Below are 21,482 nucleotides of genomic sequence, written 5' to 3'. Positions count from 1 at the left end.
CTATACACGCGCGGGCAAGTGGGCGGCGGTGCCCACTGCGGTCTGGCCCTCCCGGCTCGATCCGTGGGATTCAGATCTGCGCCGTGGGCATGCGGTTGGACTTCGAGCGGTTGCATTTCCAGCACAAGGTTTGCAGGTTCTCCACGGTTGAGAGCCCGCCGCGTGAGACCGGGATGATGTGGTCAACTTCAAGTAGAAGGTGAGGCTCTGCTGCCACGGAGATGGTGCACTGGCGGCAGGCGTAGCTGTCGCGTGCCTTGATTGATTCCCGCAGGCGTGCGGTCATGAGCGCCCGTTGACCGGCCGCGCTTTGACGCCATCGGATCTTTTCCGACATCGTTTCGACGAGTGCATCGATCGTCTGCGTGTTGAGCGTGACTGTCGTGCGTTGCGCGCTGTTGCCGCCCGCGCTGACGTACTCGAAAACATAGATCGGGTAAGGGACCTCGATGGGTGACAATTCCACGCCGACATGGGCCATGAATTCGTCGGCGTAGTGCTTGAGAATGAAAGCTGGTGGGTTGAACGACGACGTGATGCTGGCTTCGCGTGATTGCAGGTTCGCTACCGCCCCTTCGAGGCGAGCGATGTCGTCTCCGAGTCCTTCCACGTCGGCCAGGTGTGTCTCGTCGGCCGTGATCCGGAAATACTTCATCAGATACTTGATTGGGTCCACGTCGGCGTTGCGAACGACTTGCAGCGAACAGTTGTGCACATTGGGCATCTGGTGACTTGCGACGTTTCGATTCCGGCGATAGTTGTGCTGACTGGTGTTCTGGGACGAGGCCAGGTGTGATTGTCTGCCTGTCGATGATTCGCCGAGCTTGAAGGATCCACTGTTGCGGATCTCCGCTGCATAGTTGGCGATGTCGTTGTGCTCGGAGACGATCGTGGCGAGCTGCTGCTTGTGCGCTAGGAATTGCTCGCTGGCGAAGTAGCGGTTCTTACGGATCATTCGGACAATGACGGGGACGATGAATGTCAGCAGCGTGATCGCTGCGACCAGCAACGCGAGTTTCCAGTACGTCACGATCAGACCCAGCACGAACAGCCCCGCGACGATAACAATGATGACTTTCAACGGTGGGCCTCCTTGGTACCGGAACTGCGCTCAGAGTAAACGCAACCGGCGACAAAGTAGTACGCCACTAACGATTCCCACAACGTCGGCCATATAGCGTGTTTTTTCGGGAAGTTTGAAAGTTCACCTTTTTAGAGATCCGTTAGTTGTTCCAGAGTTGCGATCTTTGCCTGAACAATCGCAACGGCGTCCTTTGTGTCTGACGTCTAACAGTTTCCTGGTGCCGGTAGGTAATCGTCCTGAGCACACTTCTCGTGAGGCGACGGTCGAAAGTATCTACACGACCTGATGGTGTGAACGGAACTGTTGCACCATCGCTGCGCGTGTAGCTGGTGATGCAACATTCAATTCCTGCACTCGTGCTGCTTCCCGGCGGGCGGCCTGCTCAGCGCACCGAACCTCGTCGTTCTTCCGGGCGTGCTCGGCTGGCGTAGATCCTGACCAGTCAATTTGAGCCAGTCGCCAGCTCAGGAACGCAACGGGGTGTGTGAGCTGTGTGGGCCACACCCAGCCGCGAGTTTGGGTGTCTTTGGTGAGTTCGCGGGCGATGTCGCGTCCGGTCCACCGGGTGACGTCGATGTCGGTTTCTTCCAGCACATCGCAGATCCGCCCGACGTGGCCGGCTGCTTTCAAGGCCGGTGTGTGAGCGATCAGCTGTGCAGCTGCGCGTTGTACGGCGATCGGGCGGGGTGTGGATTTCTTTGCGTTCTTCGGCTTGCCCGCTCGCGCTTGCGCGTGCGTTGGTGAGTAATTCAAAACAAGAGCTTTAAGAGCAAATCCCCCCAAGGGGGATAGGGGGTCACGAGTGGCGGATTGTGGATAACTCCGGGCGGCAGTCCGAGCGCGGTATGCGGCGGTGCGCAGTGCCGCTCGCGTTGCTTTGGCAGCTTTCTTGGCTGGTGCCGTGACGGCTTGGACTACTGCGCGGGGGGATGTGAGGGACCAGACCGAGGCGGCGCGGTACTGGCGGCGGCCGTGGTGGGATTCTGCGGCCATTGATTCGAGTGTTGTGAGGTAACGCCCCCGTGCGTGCTCGACTGCCATCCCGAGAGCTTTGAGGACGCTGCGTGCTCGGGTGACGACGGAGATGCTGACTCCGGCGCGTTGGGCGATTGTCTGGCGGGATGCGGTGACGCCTCGTCCGGTCTTTCCCTCTGCGAGGGCTGCGTGCATGACGGCGACGGCGAACACGCTTTCGCCGCCGACGTTGTTTTTGGTGCACAGGGCGGTACCGGTGGGGCTGTTCAGGCTGGCACGGACTTGTTGTTGCCATTGTGTTCGGCCGGACCAGACGGGGGTTTTGGCGTGCTTGTCGGCGTCGACGGGCAGGGACCAGGAGTTCCCTCTCTGGCCGCTTTCGGTGTTGAGCGCTTCGACGCGTGCAATGTTTTCTGTGGCTTCGCGCACGGTTTTTGCCCATTCATCGGCATCGATCGCCGAGAAATGGGCAGAGGTGCGAGGGGCGACGTCGGAGTGCGACGCGCCGAAATTTTGACTTTTGACAACTGTTGTACCTGGTTCAGGGTGTGAGTTACCCTGAGACGTACCGGTCAAGGTAAGTCCTTACGTTTTGTGGGGATGCAGTTCGATCTACCCGTCACACGAAGTTGAAGCTGCACACTTCTTCTTCACCAGCTATGACACGGAGCCCGGCAAGGCTCTCGCTTAAGTCGACAAACTTGGTTCAATACCCCCGCAAGGGGGTTTTGTCGTTTCTGGGGTTGAACTGCATCTATGGAGTTAGGTATCGAGGTCGTTCAGATGCGCGTACTTGCCGGTGTGAGTGATGCCTTTCTGAAGATGGATATAGCCACCCCACATCACAGCACGCGCAACGGGCATTATCGGGGAGCCACGCGGAACGGGATTCAGCCATCGGGGCAGCTCAAGAGCCATTCCGGGGATGGTGTAATGCGCCGTCATGAGTGCGCGCCGCGCAGTGAAAACATCGTTCCTGCAACGCCCGCCAGCCCAAGAACTCCAGCGAGAATCAGACCCGTCATCGCACTACCTCGGTTGTCCGGGGTTGCGTCAGTCTCATACTCACGTTCGGTCACCTCCGTCGAAGACCTCGAAGGTCTGCGCGTTGCCCTCGATCGACAGGAGACGTTCTCTGACCTGCTGTCGAATGATCTCCATAGCCGCAGGATCTGCGAGCATCCTGTTCGTCATTTCGTCGCCGTACGAATCGGCGCCAGCTTCGTCGCCCCCGTTGACGTGGAGAGCGGCAGATGTCGCGCCGCTGAGGTAGCCGTCTATCCAGATGGAGATGAGGACGCTCGAATCGAGTGGTTCCACGATTGCCTTCGTCATCGTCGGTGTCCTGTCTCTGGTGTTCTGTACAGACCGAGTAGGCCACGCAGCGCAGTTGCCACCACTCGAATCTGATCGACCGACGCCGTCTCCGGATCGTTCGCGACGAGATCAGCGACGTCGGCGAGGTTGTCGTGGGCGAGGTTGTCGCGAGGACCAGCGAGTGTGTCGATGGTCTCGCGGACGATGGTTGCGGCGAGTGATCGGACTTCGTCAGTTTCGGATTGCGTGGGCGAGGTGATCCCACTCTCTCGAAGCAATGAGTTTGCAACGGTGTCGATCATGGAATCGACCACGCCGGAGCGGTAGGTGGGGGCGGTCATGACGCGACTCCGAACTGTGCGATCAGATTCGGTGCGACGGCCTCGGCAGGCTGCGCCCAGTGTTCGACGGCGGCGGTGATGTTCACTCGGGCGGTATCGGAGTCCTGAGCGTTGATGATGGCGGTGAACGCTGACGTGACCGCTTCGCTGCCGGAAACTTCGAGTCCGTCGACGTGGTCGAGTCCGTCGGTGATGATCTCGAGTGCACAGTTCAGTGCTTCCCAGTGGCCGGATGTGCCAGGGGTGTGAAGTGCAATCATTTCAATCGCTGGGAGTTGTTCAGCTGCCCATAAGTCTCTAAGGCCGAGTGGATGAATCGCGCTGGCTGTCAGTTGGCAGAGTCTTGCGACGGGTGCGCAGACTGATTCGATCCCATCGGCTACGGCGGTCATTCCCCAGTCCTGGTGGGTGAGCAGATCGGCCAGCCACGCCCACCGCTCGGACGGGAGCCCGACGGAGGCGGGGGAGGCAAGTGCTCCGCTGCTCATCCCGAACATGACCTCGGAAAGAGGTCGAGTTACGTCCCTGAGTTCTCGTTGAAGTCTGTCGATGGTCATGTCAGTGCTCCGTTCCGGATGTGACAAGGCTGTTCGTGAACGCCGCGTGCGGTTCGGAGGCGCTGATGCCGAAGTCCAGTGGAACGGGGACAGGCGAGCGGGAGGGCTCGACGGTCAAGGGGCCGTGTGCGTCGATCAAGTCGTGTGCGCTGAGAACGGCGCGGGAATCGACATCGATCAGACCGTGGATGTCGGGGGAGTCGTTGACCTGAGCTGCGCCGTGGACGAACGCGCGTCGACCGCGGAGTCGCCCAGCGACCTCGACGAGAATCCACAGGCGTTGGTATCGATCCCGAACAGGTAGGTGACCAGCGGAATCGGAAAGAGTGCCGCACGCGGTCCAGGCCGTTTCGAATGTGTGGATGACAAGGGCCGGCGGGCGGTTCATGCTGCGGCTTCCGTGGCTCGTGCAGATCGCGCGGAGCGGTTCGTGTTGAAGTCTGCTTGGCCTTCGCGGCGTGCAACCCAACCCCTGAGGGCGTGCAACTGGATTCGGTCGCCCTCGCCGTCATAGGGAACCCCGGCCCACACCATCGAACTGAGAGTGCGGCCGTTGGCGCGATCCTCTTCAGCTGTCTCGCGGCACATCGTTAACAGTGGGCATGCCGCGCACAGTTCGATCGCGCGGACAATGACGCGATAAGGGGCCTGATCCGTATCCCACAGCGCCGGGTTACTTAGGCAGGGGCGTTGGGAGTTGACACTAGATGTGGTTGAAGTCTGGGCGAATGGGGCGACTGTGAACTCGCCGCGCCGTGTCAGCTCTTTACGAACGGCCCGCAAAATCGGGCAGTCGCTCGCACCTTCGGAATAGGTGAAGCCACAACGAGCGCAACGTCCTCCACCTGATACCGGGGTGTGCTGCGCAGCGATGCGGAGCAGTCGATCCAGGGTCGATGCCGTCAGGCTGCTTGTCTTGGGGTGCTTGTGCTGTCTGACGCTCGTAGCGTCAACTAACCTGTTCATTGCAGGACTCCGGTTCTGCGTAGAGGAAATGCTGGACGGGCTGGAACCCGTTTGGTGCTCGTCCCCTGGCCGTTGCTGCGGCTGGGGGACTTCTTAATTTCGCGTTGTTCTGTTCGCCTATGGCAGTTTCTGAATCGAAACCTACCGCACTATTCCACCGGGGGCCACCTCTGCGCTGTGACTGTTTCGGGCTATCTTGAGACGATGGCCCATCGTGAGCGAAGGCAAAGCGTGAGTAGGCGAATCCTTCATGGCTTCATGCCAGAAGCTCTCCGGGCGCGCCGGATCGAGCTGGGGATGTCCCGTGGGGACCTCGCGCGCGCTTCCGGTATCAGTGTGAATGCCATCGCCGATTGGGAAAGTCGTCGCCGTACACCCCAAGTTGATTCGCTGGCTCAGGTTGCGGTCGCGCTCGAATGTGAGATCAGCGATTTGGTCGAGATGAGGGGGCCTGGGGACCGAAGTCTTGCTGACCTCCGAATCTTGGCGGGGCTCACGCAACCGCAACTCGGAAAGCTGGTCAAGATCAGCACCACGGTGATCAGCTCTCTGGAGCGGGCGGAGGTGGGGTTGTCCGACGATCGGGCTGCTGCCCTCGCGCAAGCGCTGGACGTAGATGTCGCCACAATCAAGGCTGGTTATGCGAAGGCTAGAAGCCGAGCGCCGGGGGAACGGCCCTGATTCGATCGTCTGCTGGGAAGTTATTCGGAAGTGTGCCGTTCGTGCAGCCTTTGCAACGCGCCTCGCTAGCAGTCCCACCGCAAGCCTCTCTTGCTGAAATCTCCACCCTGATGAGGCCCAGCCTAAGTCTGTCGACTTTCGATCGCAAGTTGCTAACGTTTTATGCGATTGCGAGGATAGATGGGTTGTGGAGATGGCTTAATGGTTTCGTCAAGTCGACGAGGCACCGAGACTGAAAGGTTGGGCGGCGTAATGAGCAGCACTTTTGCTGATCGGCTCCGTTACCTGTTCGAGAATGTTCACCCGAGAAGTCGCGGACAGTACTCGCAGACAGAGATCGTCGACATGCTCCGTTTCAGTGGAAGCAAGATGACCACCGGGTACATGTCGCAGCTGCTCAGCGGCAAGCGAACCTCGCCTGGGCTGGACGTCGTTCGAGACATCTGTCGAGTGTTTCGCGTGCCGATGGACTATTTCGGTGACGAAGAGACTTACGAAGCGGTCAAAGACCAGATTTCGTTTATTCAAGGTCTGCGTGACTCGACTGACGGGTACGTCGCTGCCCGCACGTACGACCCGTTCCGCAGGCTGGCCAGTCGAGACAGCGAAGACGACTAAACGATCGCGATGTACGTAAGTCCTGCTGCGATTGCCCCCGCGATAGCTCCTGCAACGACCTGACCCTTTGTATGGTCCCCAAGGTGAATCCGAGACCATCCGATCACAGGTGTGAGCGCCAGCGCCAAGTACCACCACGGCGAGACCGACAGAGCAAGGACCACTGCAATCGCAGCTGAGGCCCCGGCATGGCCACTGACTTTCCAATGAAAAACGCTCGTGATGACGGCTGCGACGGCCAACGCGGCCAGCCCCGAAGACAAGAACGCAATCATCTCGATCGGTGCACCAGCGACGATCTGGACGACCAGCGCACCTCCGGTGACGCCCAGCAGCGATGCAATCAACATATGACGTTCGTTGATTCTGGTGACGTGATGATCGCTGATCTTGGCCCGGCGCATCCCTACGAGGATGAATACCATCGGAACGACACCACCGAAGATCGCCACGAACACTCCCCAGCCGGGTGCACCGACGGCTACGCCGATGATCAGCGAGGCGACAATGTTGAGAACCCACGGCGCCCCGACCTCGGTAATTGCGCGCGCGGCTTTATCGGCCGTGGTGCGAGGTTCTTGGGTGGAGATGTCTGTCATTGTCCTGCGCCCGTCTTTCGTTCGTCATCAATCGTAATTTGATATGCGCGGCCTAGTGTCGCTGCCCAGTCAGTATCAGTTGTCTCGGCCTCGGGAAAGAAACTGTTGTACCCGAGTCTGTCGGCGACACGTCCGTTGACGAGCCAGTCCGCGATTGCCGCCGCTGCAATCTCAGGCGGGAGGTGAGTGCCGACCGGCAGCGCGCTGTGTTCGACCTCCAGACTGAGTGCGTCGAGGACTTCGGCAGCCTTGTCGTCGGTTCGCTCGCCAGCGCTGCTGCCTGCGGGTGACCCGCGCTCCGCGCCGGGCCACCGCCTCAGCATCTCCGTACGCAAAAGCATGAACTGTTCGAGTGGGCGCTTGGCTCCGAGCCAGTTCAATATCAGCGCGCCTGCCATTCCGGTGCCGAGGAACAGAACGCCGGACACGGCGAGCAGCCGAGCGATGGCTAATGGCGTGGGCGTCGGCTCGATGAATCCGTACCTCGCAGCGACCAGGTAACCGATCCGAACACCTGCGTAGGCGGTGAGAATTGCTGCACCGGGGGTGACAAGGAGTAACGCGCGGCCGGTGACGGTTCGCCGATCTGCCTGGGTGATGGCGACGACAGTGATCATGAGTGCGACGAGGAACGGGTACGCCATCCCGAAGATCAATCCTTCGGCGAAGCCCGGGAGGTATGCGTACTCGTTGTCGAAGGTGAGAGCGTCGCTACCCGCCGGCCACGGCCGGCTGAAGAAGAAGATGAAGGCCAGCACCGTTGTGATGAGCGAGACCGTCACGTGCCAGCGAACGAGTTTCTTGCGGTGTCCGGCTTTGCTTGTCACATCAGTGAAGCCGATCGCACTGCCGACGCAGATCCCGCAGACCATCAGCATTTTGATAGCAGCGGTAGTGCTGTCGCCGAACGTGTCAGAGACGAAGAGTTCCACGGAACGGGTATTGAGCAGCATGTGGATCGACATGCAGGACAGGCCAATGAAGGCACCTGCCAGAGTCAGTGACCGTCGAAACCACCACCGATGCAACCGTGTGGCCGCAACGGCGGCCAAGAGCAGAGCGGCGAGCGAAGTGATCAACCGAAAGCCTCGTCGAGCCGGGACCGAATTCCTGGGCTCCGGTTGACGTGCCTGCCACCTTTCAAACGGCGCAGAAGCAGATTTCCGAACGCCTCAGCGTCAACTTCCTCCGGAGACCTCACATTGTCGCAATCGCGTTCCAGCATCAGGGCCGCGAGACCATGGCTCTCCGGAGGCAGCGCCTCCAGCGCGAGTTCGATCGCAGGCCGACCAACGTGATTCAAGACAATGTGACCAAGCTCGTGGGCGATGGTTCGCTCCCGCGCATGGACCCAGGAGGCATATTTCACCTCGTCGTGATCTGCATGCCTGACCCACTGGCCGAACACGCGAGCAGGGAGGTCAGGGCCTTCGCAGATCACCAGCGGCCGTCCACGGTCGCGTGCGAGTGCTTCGGCAAGACCGCTCAGCGACCGCAGTTCGTCGCCCTCTGCAATGCGGAACAGACGGTCGACCGCGCGAGCCACCGTCGAGCTATCTGTCACTTCGAGTTCTCCTAACAGCAAGCAATCTGCCGCCAACTATGTAACGGTAATGGTCGGCTTGCGAATTTCGTACTCGGGGTGAACTCGGCAGACCCCACCACTGTTCATCCCCGGAGACGCCCTACCACGTTGTTCACTAGACACACTAGGGTCTACGCAATGTCGATTAGCTTGCGTCCATCCCGCCGAGGAACAGCGTGTGCAGCCATAGCGGCAGGTGCCTTCTTGCTGACGGCCAGTGCACTCACACCGACCTACGTCTCGAATCAGCTCGTGAAAATCCCACTGAGTATCCAAGCAGCCACCGTCTCGACCGGAACCGCCGAGTTGCTCGACGCCGCAGCTCTCGCCAAAGGCAAGCTGGTCATCGACCCGGCCGTGCCGATCACAGTCAACCAGCTCGTCACCGTTCAAGAGCCCTCGAACGCCGACGTCGTGACATTGCAATCCGCAGTGCAGATGACGCGCGACGACCGGTCAGGGCAGGCCGCCATCGTCAACGCAAGCGTCGACCTGGTCACTGTCGATCGACGCACCGCCACCGCCGTCGACGAGCCCGTCGGCTCCATCCAAGGGTCTGCGGACAAGCCCGCAGACCCCGTCGAACACGACGGCTACCAATTCAAATTCCCGTTCGATACCCAGAAAACGACCTATCCCTACTTCGACACCACGCTGCGCGAAACCCGCGACATGGACTTCGTAGAAGAGGCCGAGCTCGAGGGTCTTCCGGTCTACCGATTCCATCAGACGATCGAACCGACCCTAATCAGCGGCACGGTTTCCCTGCCCGCCTCGGACCTGGGGCGTGACGGGACTGCACCGGTGACGCTGAAACGTTTCTACGGCATCACCCGCGACCTCTGGATCGAGCCGGTCACCGGAGGCGTCGTCCAGGTCGAGCAGCACTACCGCCAGTACCTGGGCACCGACGTCAACGATCCCCAAGCCGTCACCATCATCGAAGTAGTACCGAACTTCGACCCCCAAACCCTCACTGAGCAAGTCGCATTCACGACCAAGTACAAACGACTCATCGAATGGGGCACCGTGTACGGCCCGATGCTCGGAGGCATGGCGGGAGGTCTTCTCCTCGTCGGAGGTATCTACCTCGGAGCGACGTCGGGGAGACGTCGTGAAACCCCCACGAACGAATCCCAGCAGCCTCTCGCCGGTCTGAGCACCGTCACTGCTCAAGGCTAGATCGAATTGGCCAGTACGACTGTCCGTCTCGGTGCTCCAACAACCCAAACCGTGCTCAGTAGCGGGTCCACTCCGTGCTGCCCATCAATCTTGCAATGCTCGCTAATTGGCCCCACAGCTGATGTGCATCGCGAGTTCGAAATCTTCCGCTGACTTCACCAGCCAATGTGGGGGAGCCTTTTCGTTAATCTGAATTTCTACGTCGCCAGTGTGCGGAGAGTTCCAGGTGACGCCGGGTAGAAATACGTCTTTGCTTTGAAACTTTTGGTTCCATTCAACTGCGTAGTCGAGTGAGAATTGTGAGGTCGTGAACTCTTGCGCCGGGTACTTGAGGCGCTCGTTTTCGACGGTGACGGTTTGAGACCCATGAGTGAGGGATGCATCCCAATCGTTAGGCGCGCTGATCTCCACCCTGAGATTGCTCCAGAGCCGTAGCAGCGTGCGTCGATCTGCTCAGTGGAAGGGAGGGTGATGAGGTCTGCTGATTGCTGATTGCTGATTGCTGATCGCCCACGCCGACGACCAGATTGCCTTTCCATGCGGATGATTCTGCTGGTGTGACTGTTCCAGCCCTGCCGTTGTCTACACCTGGTGAAGACCCCGAACACGCCGACAGTGTGAATGCTCCGGCTAGAGCAGCTAAGGCGACTGTTGCCGTCGTGGTGCGCTTCATGCGGTTCCCCTTCTCGCTCTTGGATGTCTGACGGCCAAGAGCGCTGCGCCATTGAGTGAATTGCGCACTCCGGCGTTTGTCTGTTCTGAGCATAGTCGACATAGATTTCGGCTCTATCGAATGATGGGGACAGTTGCAGCGGAATTGGACTGCCTGCGTAGAACTGTCATCCCCCAGTCTCGGCGCGTTCCATATCGAGTCTGTGTAGGCGGTCTTCTTCTTTGTTGATGCGCTTTAGTTGTATTGGCGCGTGGACAGCAGCGCACAGCAGAGCTAGCACCGGAAACGAGCACAGTGCGACGAACTCTCCGGTGGTCAGATCCCTTGCGGTAGACCAATTCTCCCGATTTTCGATTAGTTCAGAAATCCCGTATGCCCATGCCGTTGTTCCCCCGAAGAATATGACCACCCACACCGCCGTGAGAAGTGGAAGGTGGACGAGGCGCTTGCGTGGCTCCAAGCCCAATGCTCGACGCCGGGCATTGTCAGTCCTCCGATCGAGATATTTGGTTACGTGATACGCCACCTCGCATACCAAAGCTGCGCCGAAACCCGCAGTGATGAGCCACGTTCCCACTGTGGAGAAAACATCTCGCATTGTCATAACCCCCAGAGCCGACAACCCGATTGTGGTGAAAAGAAGTCCGATGGCGCAGATTCTCCAAACCTCTGCCGCATTCTGGTCTTTCCTCGTGCTGATCACTCGGGTCATTACCCAGGCGGGAACTCCGACCAATCCCACGATGAACGCGTATCCCAATATTTCCATCGTTCTTCCCCCTGTTTATGGTCCTGCTGCCCGAATCGGGGCGCTCTCCAAATAGTACGCACTACGTTGACGACTTCTGTTCGTGGACAGTGCAATTCGCTATCCATAAAGAGGACATCCGGTTTTTCGGTAAGGGGACGAATGTTATTCTTTAGGCGATTCAATGCAGCGCAGATGAGGTATTTGCGAGTCTTAGTAGTGAAGTTCGTTGACGCGCCATCCGGCAGGTTCTCGTGTCATGGTGAGCCAGATCGTGACGGTATCGCCGGGTTTGGATGTCCCGTCGGTTTTGATTGCCGTCTGGTGGATGGTCGCGACTCGGGAGATTCGATCAGGTTCGTCTGGGGGACAGCCTGAGCAGCCAATGCTCACATCGGCCGAGACCCGCGTTCCTTCGCTCCGCCATTGTTCCCACTGCCAGCCCGGACCTCGTTCGGGTGTGGCAGTGGAGAGGGTGGACGCGACGAGGGAGTCCGAGAACCACGGCCGCGCACGAGTGAGCCCGTCGGCGGTGCTTGTATCGACGGCTGGCTGCCAGCTCCACATCGCAGTCATGGCTTGGCGTGCGGCGTCCTCAGCGAGGTCGGAGTCCGTCTTTGGTGTGTTGTCGTCAGCGGGAACAGGTGACGTGGTCACCTCGGGTGACAAGGTGCTGGATTGATTGGCCGGCGCGGTCGTAGCTTCCGCAGCCGAGGGCTCGTCGCTGCCCGTAGAACGGCACGAATAGGCCAGTACTGCAACAAGTATCGCCACCAATACCGTGAGCAGGATTGTCTTGAACTTCACATCACCCTCCGTGCTTTCATGCCGTCCATCAACGGTGCTTCCTTGACGACGTCGCCGAAGGTCGGTGCGTGAACCATGCGACCGTTGCCCATAGCAATGCCGACATGCCCCGGCCCAGAAGACTCCCACGAGCCGAACACCAGATCGCCAGGTTGTGCCTGATCAATCGGAATCTCCACACCGACGGTCCATTGCTGTTCGGAGGTTCGCGGGAGCGCGACCTTGTTCCCGCTGCCCTTGTAGATGGCGTAGCTGGTCAGCCCGCTGCAATCGAACCCGCCTCCGCTGATTCCGTTGATGTTGCCGCCACCCCACACATACGGAGTGCCGAGGAATTGGCGGGCAGCTTCGACGACCTGCGATCCGGACGCCGAACCGGGAGGAACGACCAGTTCGCCGCTACCGCCGGGTGCGGCGAATTCTGCCTCGTAGGCAAGGACTTTCGCGACGTAGGGCTGCGTCTGGGTGGTGTAGTCGCCGCCGCTAGGCATTCCGCCAGCGTTCTTCACCGCACCTTCGCCCGCGTTGTAGGAAGCGATGTAGAGCGATTTCGGATCACCTTTGACTGATCCGTCGGCGATCCATCCGTCGACCTGCGCCGCGATGGCGCAGAAATATCGACCCTGAGCCATGATCGCGTCCCCATCGTCGTGAATGGAAATCTTGCCGTTGCCGTCGTCGTCCTGGCCGTAAGAAGCAAATGTTCCCGGCATGAACTGCGTGATTCCTTCAGCGCCGCTCACGGAGGTCAGGCCACGCACCAAACCGGATTCGGCTTTCGCATCTGCCGCCAACAACGAGGGCTTGATTTGAGGGCACAGCGATCCGGCCTTGCGGAACCACGGTTCCATCTCTGGAGGAACAGATCCGGCCTTGAGATCGCCGCCACCGGCCACACCGAATCCGGCGCAATCGATCGACGACGATGATGCGGCCAACTGAACTGCGGGCGCTCCGCCACCCGGCTCCCCGGCGGGGGAGGGCGCGCCGCCGAGTTTGGTCATCGGGTCGATTGCCGTTCCACCCTGCAAACGACCACCCTCCCAATACTCGAAATGCAGGTGCGGACCAGTAGATCCGCCAGCGTTGCCGATGGCGGCAATGTGATCCCCAGCCTTGACCTGCTGACCCTCTTTGATCAGAACGCCGTCCGTGAACATATGCCCATATACAGTGCTCACAGGCTTGCCGTCGACGATCGAGTCGAGAACAATCCAATTCTCGAACCCGACCCCTGGCCCCTCTCCGGACGAACCAGCTTTGACCGCAACACCATCGAGCGCCGCATAAATCGGCGTCCCGACAGGTCCGGCGAAATCCACACCTCTGTGTTCGGTCCCCCAGCGAGGCCCGAACCCGGAGGTGAACGTTGTCGTTCCGTCTCTGGTGGGTTGAGTGATCGGACCGGACGCCTTGAGTTCCGTGTTGCCTGGTAGCCCCGCTGAGTCCTTGTCGGATTCCGAGACCGACGAGGTTCCGCAACCGGACCTTTTGATCACCGGTTGAGCGACGAAGCCGCCGCAGGCAGTGAGTGAAAGCGCGGTGGTAGCGGTGAACAGAGCGATGGTGACCTTTGTCCGCTTGCGTGAAAAGCCCAGTCCTATAGCAGTTTTCACTACATCGCCCCCGGTAGTGGCGTGTCCAGATCAGGGATCGGGATCGGGCCGGGTACCGGCGCGGGTGCGGACGGTTCCTGAGTGGCAGGTGCCTGTGTCGTCGGAGGGACGCTCGGAGCGTTCTCGGTTGTGGTCGCCGCTGAGCTTGTCGGGGTCGAGGTCGGTGTCGAGCTGGTGGTCGCCTTGGTCGTTGCGGTCGGCTCCGAATCACCGGAACCGGTGTCGAGGGTCGGTAGGGGAGTGGCGACGAGCCATGACCGCGTCCCCGACTCACTTTGCTTGAGGTGTACTTTCAACGCACCGGCCGACGTCGGCACCGTGACGGTGACAGCGTTCGGCCCGTCCGCGACGGCTGTAGTGGTCTGTGTCGGGCCCGTGATGGATACGGCGACCTTCGGGCGGGCGTCACGGAAACTGGGCGTGAGCGCGCTGTTGGAGACCAACAAGGACAGCCCAGAAGTCCACGCATCATCGCTTGCCGCCGAATCCGTGTAGACGTACGCGTACTTCATCGCTGTCGCTTGCGCGCTCGCTGCGACGTCTGCTGTCGACATCGCAGCGACCTTCGATTCGGTGACCTCCCCGCTCGTCGACGACGCGGGCTTCGCCGTCGACGAGGTAGCACCTGCGGCTCCACTGGACGCAGCCGTTGAAAATGGTTCGGCGGTCGTCGTCTCATCGGGCGAGGAGCCGAAGATCTGCCCGAGCACGATGAGGAACGCGAAGCTGCCGACGATCGAGAGCGCAAGGTTGGTACGCGAATGCAGCACCCACCGACGTATCGGCGTCAGGACCGGGTTCTGGCCGAGAGCGGGCATATCAGTTCAACCTCTCTCGATCGACGGCTGAGCGAGCCGGAGGAGTCCACACCGGGTTCGAGGACCGCTGAGCGGAAGCACGTGCGGGAGCGTCCCGTCTCAGGCCACGCGGAGCGCGGATCGCGGCCATTGGCGTCACACCCGGAGTTGTCGTCTCCCTGGCGCTGGGCGTGAAGACCCGCATCGGTGCGATCGACGAGTTGTTTCCGCCGTCCCACCGCTCAGAGACCGTGGGCCGGTCGGGAACCCGATCCACAGTGCGCCCTTCGATTTCGCGGGCTTCGGCGTCGATACGCGAGCGTTCTTCGCGGCCACGCCGGAGCGCGAAGTCGGTGTCCTCATCGGTTGTGTTGTCTGATGTGGAGTCCAGGCCCGACGAGGAGATGCCGGACTTGGGCCGCAGTGCTGCCGCTGTGCCGGATGCTGCGGCGATTCCCGCGATACGCGCATCGCGTTCACTGTCACGCCCGAGCGAAGCGCCGGGAAGCCGATCAGATGCCGCACGTGCCGCAGCCCGCGCCTTGTCGGAGTCCAGCTCGCGGCGTGCAACGAGTCCCTTGCCCTCTGGGCGAACTGCGGGCACATCGTCGCTGTCGGTGTCCCGGCTGCGCTTGAATGCTCCGACAGCTTTTTCCGCCATCGAGGCCGCAGGTCCACCGACCGCGAAGGACGCGGCGTCGAGAGCCTTGTGCTTGATCGACGATTTCGCGCGGACGGCCTTGCGGTTGAGCATGCTCGCCGAATTCTGCCGAAAAGTGCTCGACATCCGCTTGAACGGCCGCATGATGAACCAGCAGATCAGCGACAGAATCACCATGAACCACAGCCGCCACGAACCATCGACCGCTCCGTTGTCGACGTTGTAGAGCTTGACCAGCGCAACGAGATACAGCGCCACGATCGTCGCCCCAGCCACTCCCCACAGGTACGCGGTGCCGATCATTCGCATAACGCGTTCGAGGAATCCTCCGGATAGTGCGACGAATGGAATCCACATGGGGGCGAACAGGATTGCGAATCGGATCGCTAGCAGGGCAATGATTTTGAGGATCGATGCGCCGGACCACAGGATCGATGGCAAACCGATTTTCACCATTGCCAGGAATCCGGTCGAGGTTCGGCTGCTGTCCTTGCCTTGGAACTGGGTGTACGAGAGGTTCTGAGAGGAAAGGGGCTTGATGATGCCGTCAGTAAACTGCTCGGCCTTCTCCTCTGCGAGTTTGTTCGCTGCCTCGGAATCGCCCTTGACCCGCTCCTGCTCGTCATAGGTGAACGCGAGAGAGTTGCGCAGTTTCGGTTGCAGCTGCTCGTCCGGTGGAACACCGCTCTCGTCGAAGTTCGGACCGAACCAACCCTTCGAAATATCCGGCAGAAGAATCTTGTCCATCAAGACGTTGCGCGGATCAGTCTCCAAGCCCGCAGCAGCAAAAACCTCACCCTGCGTGCCGGTGATCAACTGACCGAACGTCTCGTCCGCGACATCCATAGCCTTCTGCGGCGCTCCGACCATCAACGCACCCAACGTCACTGCCGCCGCCGACAGCATCACCGTCTTGGTCACCCCAGAGGTGTTCGCTTTGAGCGCGTTCCACAAAATCACCACCGCAGCGCACATCAGCGCGAGACCGAGCCACTTGCCGTAAACACCACCCATCCCGTTCGCGATCGAGGCAACGATCTTGTCGAACTGATCGAGCGCGGGAGTGATCCCCGCCTGCGCAGCTTCCGCGCCGGTCTTCGTCTGATCGTCGAGCCAGAACGCGATCGCGGCCAACGATTCACCGACAGTCAAAAACGCGTTGCCGGTCGCAGTGTCCGCGACAGCACCCGGCGCACGAACCAGATCCTCACCACACCCGAGGTCATAGGTGTACCAACGCAATCCAGCCCACCCATAGGTCTGATATCCGGTCGGGCTGCCATTGTGTGGCGGCTCGGTCGCGCTGTTGGAATCGAAAACCGTGGGAAAGACAGCGTTCGGGAACTGCGGCGACGGCGCTTCCTTGCAATCGAAACCGCCCGCCTGCGCGGTGCCGACCTGCGGGCCGACCAGCGAGATCACCAGCACCGCGAACACCGCCAACAGGCGCACGAGGCGGGCAGGCACGCTCAGAGCCGGGGCGATGAGCGCGGGGCCGCTCATGCGACGCCCCCGAGATCTCTGTCCTTCTCCGCGCGCGGGCGTGAATCGAGTGCATCGAAAACGTGGCTGAGATGTGGGTAGTTCGTCCAATCAGCGCGGATGATCTCGATATCGGAACCCATCTTGACCACAAAACGCTTCGCCTTGTCCGTGCGCCGCCTGCTCGGATCGGGATCGTAGGTGTCTTCCTCGCCGCCGCTCAGATCAGCGAGGATCGACTCGTAGCCTTGGCCTTCGGGCAGGCCCAGCAGCTTGAGAGCGCCGGAGATCGCATGGTCGTTTCCGCCGAGATCTCCGATGATCACCTCGTGCGTCAAAGCGGACTGATCGTCGGTGCCGTCCACACCGAGGTAGTCGTCGGGAAGCTGTGAGCCGACCAACGCGCGAACGTTGTATTTGCGGCTGTCACGAGAGATGCGCAGGTTGAGAGTCTTGCCCGCGCCCGTTTGCTTGAGGTACTTGTTCTCGTCGAGGAACAGAATCTTTCGAGCCGAACGGGGCTTGTCGTAGATCAGCCGGTTGGCCTGCCATGCAGCCATGTGCATCAGCGGTGCGGCCATGCGTTGCTGAGGTGTCCACATCGATGACGGACTGTCCTCGGGAGGTAGCTGCAAACCGGGCATCGTCAAAATCGTCAGGCGCTCGTCGAAACCGTCGTCCGCGTCGAAGCCGCCCAGAGTGTCGGGCTTCGGGAACAACACCCGCGCTTCCGCGAGCTGAGACATCATCTCGAGCTTCTGATGGACGGTTCGCGCGGTCGTCCGGATCTCGATGTTCTCCTCGTTCTCCGCCATCAACGCGAGCTGAGCGAGAACCTCACCGAGGTGATGATCTTTGTCCCCGCCCACATTGTGGGCAGCTGTGTGTAGGACGCTTTCCGTCCATGTCTGCTCGACGTCCTTCTCGGAGAGCATCATCTTGAGTACCGAGATGGCGCACTCCATGCGTTCTGCGGCAGATGCGCGAACGTCCGCTTCGTACTGGTCCTTCGCTGCGGCGACCGGATCAGGATCAGATTCGTAGTCCGGATGGTCGGGGGAGTATTCCGGATCGTCAGGGTTCGGATCGGCGATGACACGGTACGGGTTCAGTGCTCCGGGCCGGGATCTTCCGGTGAGTGCGTACACCCTCGTGAACGGAGCCAGCTCGGGCAGCGAAGCCAGTTTCTTGAGCGGTCCGGACGGATCGAGGATGACGCCGTAAGCGCCTGCGCGGACAGCCTGATAGACGCACATACCCGCTGCGAATGTCTTGCCCGCGCCCTGAACACCCACCATCGGAGTGAGCCCCGACTTGTTGAATTTCTCCGGGCCGGCAAAGCAATCCCACACTGCCGGTCTCGGCGCTATCGACGCGGTATCACCCAACCGAATGCCATACCGATCACCGATACGGTCACCGACCGCTGCCATGCCCGCAGACGCGTCGTAGACGCTCATACGGCGCGTATGGGAGACGTTTGCCTGGGGCTCTCCGGGAATGAACTCACGGAGCAACTGGTACTGCCCGTGTTCCTGTTCGAGAAGGATGTGCGGGGAGTACATCTGTTGCAGCGTGGACACCTTCTGACGGACCTCGTCCGCATCCGCGCCAACCACAGCCATCCGCCACCAACCCTTGACCCTCGTCGAGAGCCCCGAATGGTCGTGTTCGATCTGAGTTTTGATCTTCTGCGCCGCCGCGTGCTGTTCGACCAATTCGGACGGCGGGGTCTCGTCGTGCTCGACCGTGTAGTGCTTGAACTGGTGGGTGATCTTGTCGGTCACGAACCGCATCGCGCGGGCGGTCGCGGACTTCTCTTCGAGATCGAGTCGTTCGGACCATTCGAGTGGTTCGCCCGACCCGTCACCGATCACCTGCCACGGCAACATCTGTTCCGGAATCGGCATCGGAGCCATCCGCCCGATCGTCAGGACGATCACCGCAGCGGAATACCGGCGACCGTCGACCAACCCGGACACCGTCGTGAAGCCGTCACCTGGCGTGAGGGAGAGGTCCGCGATGTCTTCGAGCGAGGCGATGTCGGTATCGGTCCAATCGCCGCCGCCCGAGATCGTGCCGTCGATGTCGAGCGGGAGCCCGATCGAGGCAGAGCGCCGCAGAAGATAATCCATCTGCGCGGAGTTGGCCGGGTACGCATCCGCTCCCGGTGCCGCCATGATGCGCGCGAGGGTCGCGAGATGCTCGTCGAGCGCCGCTGTTTCACGGTCGAAGGACGAGTCGGCCCACGCGGTGAGTTTGGGTCCGACCCACCGTAATTCCCCGAACCATTGCGCGAGGTAGTCCAGCGAGATGCTCAGCGCCGACCGTGAAGGCAGTTCGATGCCCCAGTAACGGGCTTTGATCGTCGGCTGGGACCACAACATTCCATGCTGCTGACCGCGCAGATAATCGTTCCAGGAGAGAGCGCCGTCGACATCGGGAATCGGTGTCGCCCACTCGTGGTGATCACGAGCCCACTGACGAACAGGCCACGGCGCACGCGTGAGCCGCCGGTGAAGGTGCTCGACACCCGCTTCACGAAGGTTCGCCAGGATCAGCGCTTCGTCGCGGATATAGCGCCGCTGTGTCGGCGTCGGGCGCATGTTCCACGGGCCGGGTGGCTGGACGAACCACGCGGTCGAGGTTTTCGGGGTACGGGTGACGTGATTGAAGTTCGCGCGGGTGATGTGCCCGGAAGTTCCGACAAGCGCCAACTTCACGGTCTTCCGGTTCTTTTTGACCGTGCGCGCCGCTCGCTCCTGCGCCTTGACCGTCTCGGACTTCCTCGCGCGGCGTTTCTTTCGCTTCCTGGCACCGTTGCCGTCGTCGCTGTCAGCTACGTCGACGTCCTCGACGTCGGCCTGAGGAGTAACGCCCACCGTCCACTCGTCGATCGTCGGCTTCTCGGTTTCGGACCACGCCTCATGGGCGTACGGACGCGAGTGCACGTCCTGCGGAGCTGGCGCATTGGCCGGGGTACGTGCCGCCCACGACGGAGGCAGCGCCCCCGGCGGTACGACCGGAATGTTGCCGGTGCTGCGCGGATCGAACAGTGACGCGACATCGTGATCATGACTGCTCATCGAGTGCCCCGTCCCAGAGAGCGGAGGGAAGACAGGTGGATCAGGTCATCGGAATCAATCACGAGGTCGTCCTTTGCATGGTGTCGAGCGGGGGTGTAGTGCTGGTGTCTCGGTCCGCGATTCACGTCACGAATGCGGTTGAACATCAACGTCGGAACCGGATCGACGCTTACCGGGAAAGGTGATGTGCACCGTTTGCCCGACTTTCGGCGGGCGAGGTGACGTGAGGTCGTTGTACGCGGCTTTGATCACCGATCGCAGCGGCCGGTCCGGGTTGATGTATTTAGTGATTCGGCTTGTGATTGCGACGGTTGCCACGACCATGATCAGGAACGTGCCGTAACTCAGCGACAGATGTAGAACAGCGCGAGCGATGAGGAACAGGAAGAAGAACGTGCTCACGCCCACGCCTACCGCCGAATAGCGGATCGGAACCGGAAACGTTTTGCCGGTCGGTCCCAGGTAGTGGTTGTCGACTCGGTAGATCAGGTCATCGGTTTCGATCACGTACTCTCCTCGGATGCGTGTGGTGGTCAGGTTTCTCAGACGCCGAACAAGCCCAACGCCCACTTTCCGAGCGCGTCTTGCGCGCCTTCGTTTGCGGCGAGCACGACGAAGAGAAGTCCGATCATGGAAAGCCCGCCGATCGTGACAACCTTCGACACGTTGCCCTTGAGAGCGCCGAGAAGGATCGCGCAGGCGATCACCGCCATCAGGGTGACCGCACCGTTCGATCTGATCCAGCCAGTGAGCCCGTCGGTGCTCGGCTCCGCGAGGTAGGTGACCGTCGATTGGTGAACAGGAACGTAGGCGCTTTGTGCGATTCCGCTGACGGTGTGTGCGAGGGCAATCATCTTCATCTCCAACGTGTTTGATTCTGCGGCGTCCCGCCATGTGTGGGATGGCGGTGACTGTATGCAGACATGCGGAGGCGATCAATCCAACTGTGGATAACTTTTTTCTCACGTTCGGCGAGCGAGTCAAACCGATCAGATTCGGTTCGCCGGTAAGCGCTGAACAGCGGCGGTCCTAGAGGCGTGTGTGAGCGCGGTGATCACGGCTCGAATTCATCGGCCGTTGTACGGCCGTGGCGGGGAGGCTAATTCGAGGGCCACCGATGCGGCGGGAGAAGCGACCGAAATCGCGGCGCTCGGCACCGGGATTTGAGGGGGCTCGTTCGAGGTGCTCGTTCGGGGCGCTCGAAACCCCGCCCCTCCGGGGGTCACTCCCCCCCTCCGTTCCTCCGGGGGGAGTGTACTTCATGAAATTGCGTCTTGCACAGTCGCTTTCGAGCGCCTCGCGATAACGCCAGATCAGACGCTACAGCGAGCGCTCTCGTGTCGGGCGCTCAACCGCCCACGTCAACTCTGCTCCACCGGCTGAGTGAACGCTCGGAGAGCGCTATCCCGAGCGCTATCCCGAGCGCTATTTCGGACGCTCTCAGAGCGCTGTTTCGAGCGCTCGAAACAGCGACATTCGCACAGTGCCGTAACCGCACGAAAAGCGCTCCGATCGAGGGAAATTCGGACCCCGACACCAGCGGAATCAAAGCCGTGAAAAAAGTTATCCACAGTTGGATTGCACAGAAAATTTCAACTCGTAGTGTCCTCATCTGACACGCACCACGAACATCGCGGTAGCGCAGAAGCAGAGGGGGAGAGCGATGGCGGAACCAGATCCGATCCGCGACTTTTTCGTCGATCTATT

20 protein-coding genes are annotated in these 21,482 nt (G+C 60.7%); 3 read left to right on the top strand and 17 right to left on the bottom strand.

Features of this window, described 5'->3' with window-relative positions; all coding sequences use genetic code 11:
• Positions 1–70: 70 nt before the first annotated feature.
• From RhoBH5_RS30850 to RhoBH5_RS30825, 6 genes are all read right to left on the bottom strand, one after another.
• Positions 71–1,009, bottom strand: a complete 939-nt coding sequence (locus tag RhoBH5_RS30850) for an HNH endonuclease (protein WP_442972493.1) — start codon at positions 1,007–1,009, stop codon at positions 71–73.
• Between the two features lie 348 nt (positions 1,010–1,357).
• Positions 1,358–2,488, bottom strand: a complete 1,131-nt coding sequence (locus tag RhoBH5_RS30845) for a replication protein (protein WP_270009377.1) — start codon at positions 2,486–2,488, stop codon at positions 1,358–1,360.
• 636 nt (positions 2,489–3,124) lie between these two features.
• Entirely contained in the window at positions 3,125–3,394 is a 270-nt protein-coding gene (locus RhoBH5_RS30840; RefSeq protein ID WP_270009376.1) for a hypothetical protein, read from the bottom strand.
• A complete protein-coding gene (locus RhoBH5_RS30835; protein WP_270009375.1) occupies positions 3,391–3,717 on the bottom strand; it encodes a hypothetical protein in 327 nt (108 codons plus the stop codon). The genes RhoBH5_RS30840 and RhoBH5_RS30835 overlap by 4 nt, the downstream gene beginning before the upstream one ends.
• On the bottom strand, positions 3,714–4,274 hold the full coding sequence (locus tag RhoBH5_RS30830; protein WP_270009374.1) for a hypothetical protein: 561 nt from the start codon (positions 4,272–4,274) through the stop codon (positions 3,714–3,716). The genes RhoBH5_RS30835 and RhoBH5_RS30830 overlap by 4 nt, the downstream gene beginning before the upstream one ends.
• 1 nt (position 4,275) lies before the next feature.
• Entirely contained in the window at positions 4,276–4,662 is a 387-nt protein-coding gene (locus RhoBH5_RS30825) for a hypothetical protein (protein WP_270009373.1), read from the bottom strand.
• An 836-nt stretch (positions 4,663–5,498) separates the two neighbouring features.
• Between RhoBH5_RS30825 and RhoBH5_RS30820 the strand changes: the two genes are divergently transcribed.
• Together RhoBH5_RS30820 and RhoBH5_RS30815 are read left to right on the top strand one after the other, a co-directional pair.
• A complete protein-coding gene (locus RhoBH5_RS30820) occupies positions 5,499–5,921 on the top strand; it encodes a helix-turn-helix transcriptional regulator (protein ID WP_270009372.1) in 423 nt (140 codons plus the stop codon).
• A gap of 252 nt (positions 5,922–6,173) precedes the next feature.
• On the top strand, positions 6,174–6,539 hold the full coding sequence (locus RhoBH5_RS30815; protein WP_270009371.1) for a helix-turn-helix domain-containing protein: 366 nt from the start codon (positions 6,174–6,176) through the stop codon (positions 6,537–6,539).
• Here RhoBH5_RS30815 and RhoBH5_RS30810 read toward each other — a convergent pair.
• From RhoBH5_RS30810 to RhoBH5_RS30800, 3 genes are all read right to left on the bottom strand, one after another.
• Positions 6,536–7,138, bottom strand: a complete 603-nt coding sequence (locus RhoBH5_RS30810) for a phosphatase PAP2 family protein (RefSeq protein WP_270009370.1) — start codon at positions 7,136–7,138, stop codon at positions 6,536–6,538. The two genes, RhoBH5_RS30815 and RhoBH5_RS30810, sit on opposite strands and share 4 nt — an antisense overlap.
• Positions 7,135–8,103 carry a hypothetical protein gene (locus tag RhoBH5_RS30805; RefSeq protein ID WP_270009369.1) on the bottom strand — a complete coding sequence of 323 codons (969 nt, stop codon included), beginning with the start codon at positions 8,101–8,103 and terminating at the stop codon, positions 7,135–7,137. Before RhoBH5_RS30805 ends, RhoBH5_RS30810 begins: the two co-directional genes overlap by 4 nt.
• A gap of 110 nt (positions 8,104–8,213) precedes the next feature.
• A complete protein-coding gene (locus RhoBH5_RS30800; protein ID WP_270009368.1) occupies positions 8,214–8,702 on the bottom strand; it encodes a hypothetical protein in 489 nt (162 codons plus the stop codon).
• 159 nt (positions 8,703–8,861) lie between these two features.
• Between RhoBH5_RS30800 and RhoBH5_RS30795 the strand changes: the two genes are divergently transcribed.
• Positions 8,862–9,905: a DUF3068 domain-containing protein gene (locus RhoBH5_RS30795; RefSeq protein WP_270009367.1), complete on the top strand. Its 1,044-nt coding sequence runs from the start codon at positions 8,862–8,864 to the stop codon at positions 9,903–9,905.
• Between the two features lie 102 nt (positions 9,906–10,007).
• On the opposite strand, the gene RhoBH5_RS30790 is transcribed toward RhoBH5_RS30795, so the two are convergent.
• From RhoBH5_RS30790 to RhoBH5_RS30755, 8 genes are all read right to left on the bottom strand, one after another.
• Positions 10,008–10,316, bottom strand: coding sequence for a hypothetical protein (locus RhoBH5_RS30790; protein WP_270009366.1), 309 nt, complete (start codon positions 10,314–10,316; stop codon positions 10,008–10,010).
• A 1,223-nt stretch (positions 10,317–11,539) separates the two neighbouring features.
• The gene (locus RhoBH5_RS30785) at positions 11,540–12,133 is read right to left on the bottom strand and encodes a hypothetical protein (RefSeq protein ID WP_270009365.1); all 594 of its coding nucleotides are present in this window, start codon (positions 12,131–12,133) and stop codon (positions 11,540–11,542) included.
• A complete protein-coding gene (locus RhoBH5_RS30780) occupies positions 12,130–13,749 on the bottom strand; it encodes a peptidoglycan DD-metalloendopeptidase family protein (RefSeq protein WP_270009364.1) in 1,620 nt (539 codons plus the stop codon). The genes RhoBH5_RS30785 and RhoBH5_RS30780 overlap by 4 nt, the downstream gene beginning before the upstream one ends.
• On the bottom strand, positions 13,749–14,567 hold the full coding sequence (locus RhoBH5_RS30775) for a hypothetical protein (protein WP_270009363.1): 819 nt from the start codon (positions 14,565–14,567) through the stop codon (positions 13,749–13,751). The genes RhoBH5_RS30780 and RhoBH5_RS30775 overlap by 1 nt, the downstream gene beginning before the upstream one ends.
• Before the next feature lies 1 nt (position 14,568).
• The gene (locus tag RhoBH5_RS30770; RefSeq protein WP_270009362.1) at positions 14,569–16,710 is read right to left on the bottom strand and encodes a hypothetical protein; all 2,142 of its coding nucleotides are present in this window, start codon (positions 16,708–16,710) and stop codon (positions 14,569–14,571) included.
• Positions 16,707–19,775 carry an ATP-binding protein gene (locus RhoBH5_RS30765; protein WP_270009361.1) on the bottom strand — a complete coding sequence of 1,023 codons (3,069 nt, stop codon included), beginning with the start codon at positions 19,773–19,775 and terminating at the stop codon, positions 16,707–16,709. The genes RhoBH5_RS30770 and RhoBH5_RS30765 overlap by 4 nt, the downstream gene beginning before the upstream one ends.
• 126 nt (positions 19,776–19,901) lie before the next feature.
• A complete protein-coding gene (locus RhoBH5_RS30760) occupies positions 19,902–20,282 on the bottom strand; it encodes a hypothetical protein (protein ID WP_270009360.1) in 381 nt (126 codons plus the stop codon).
• A 35-nt stretch (positions 20,283–20,317) separates the two neighbouring features.
• A complete protein-coding gene (locus RhoBH5_RS30755) occupies positions 20,318–20,629 on the bottom strand; it encodes a hypothetical protein (RefSeq protein WP_270009359.1) in 312 nt (103 codons plus the stop codon).
• Positions 20,630–21,482 lie beyond the last annotated feature (853 nt).

This window comes from Rhodococcus sp. BH5 (genome assembly GCF_027583855.1).
In the GTDB taxonomy this organism is placed as follows: Bacteria; Actinomycetota; Actinomycetes; order Mycobacteriales; family Mycobacteriaceae; genus Rhodococcus_F; species Rhodococcus_F qingshengii.
This window is presented reverse-complemented; position numbering and strand designations above follow the sequence as displayed.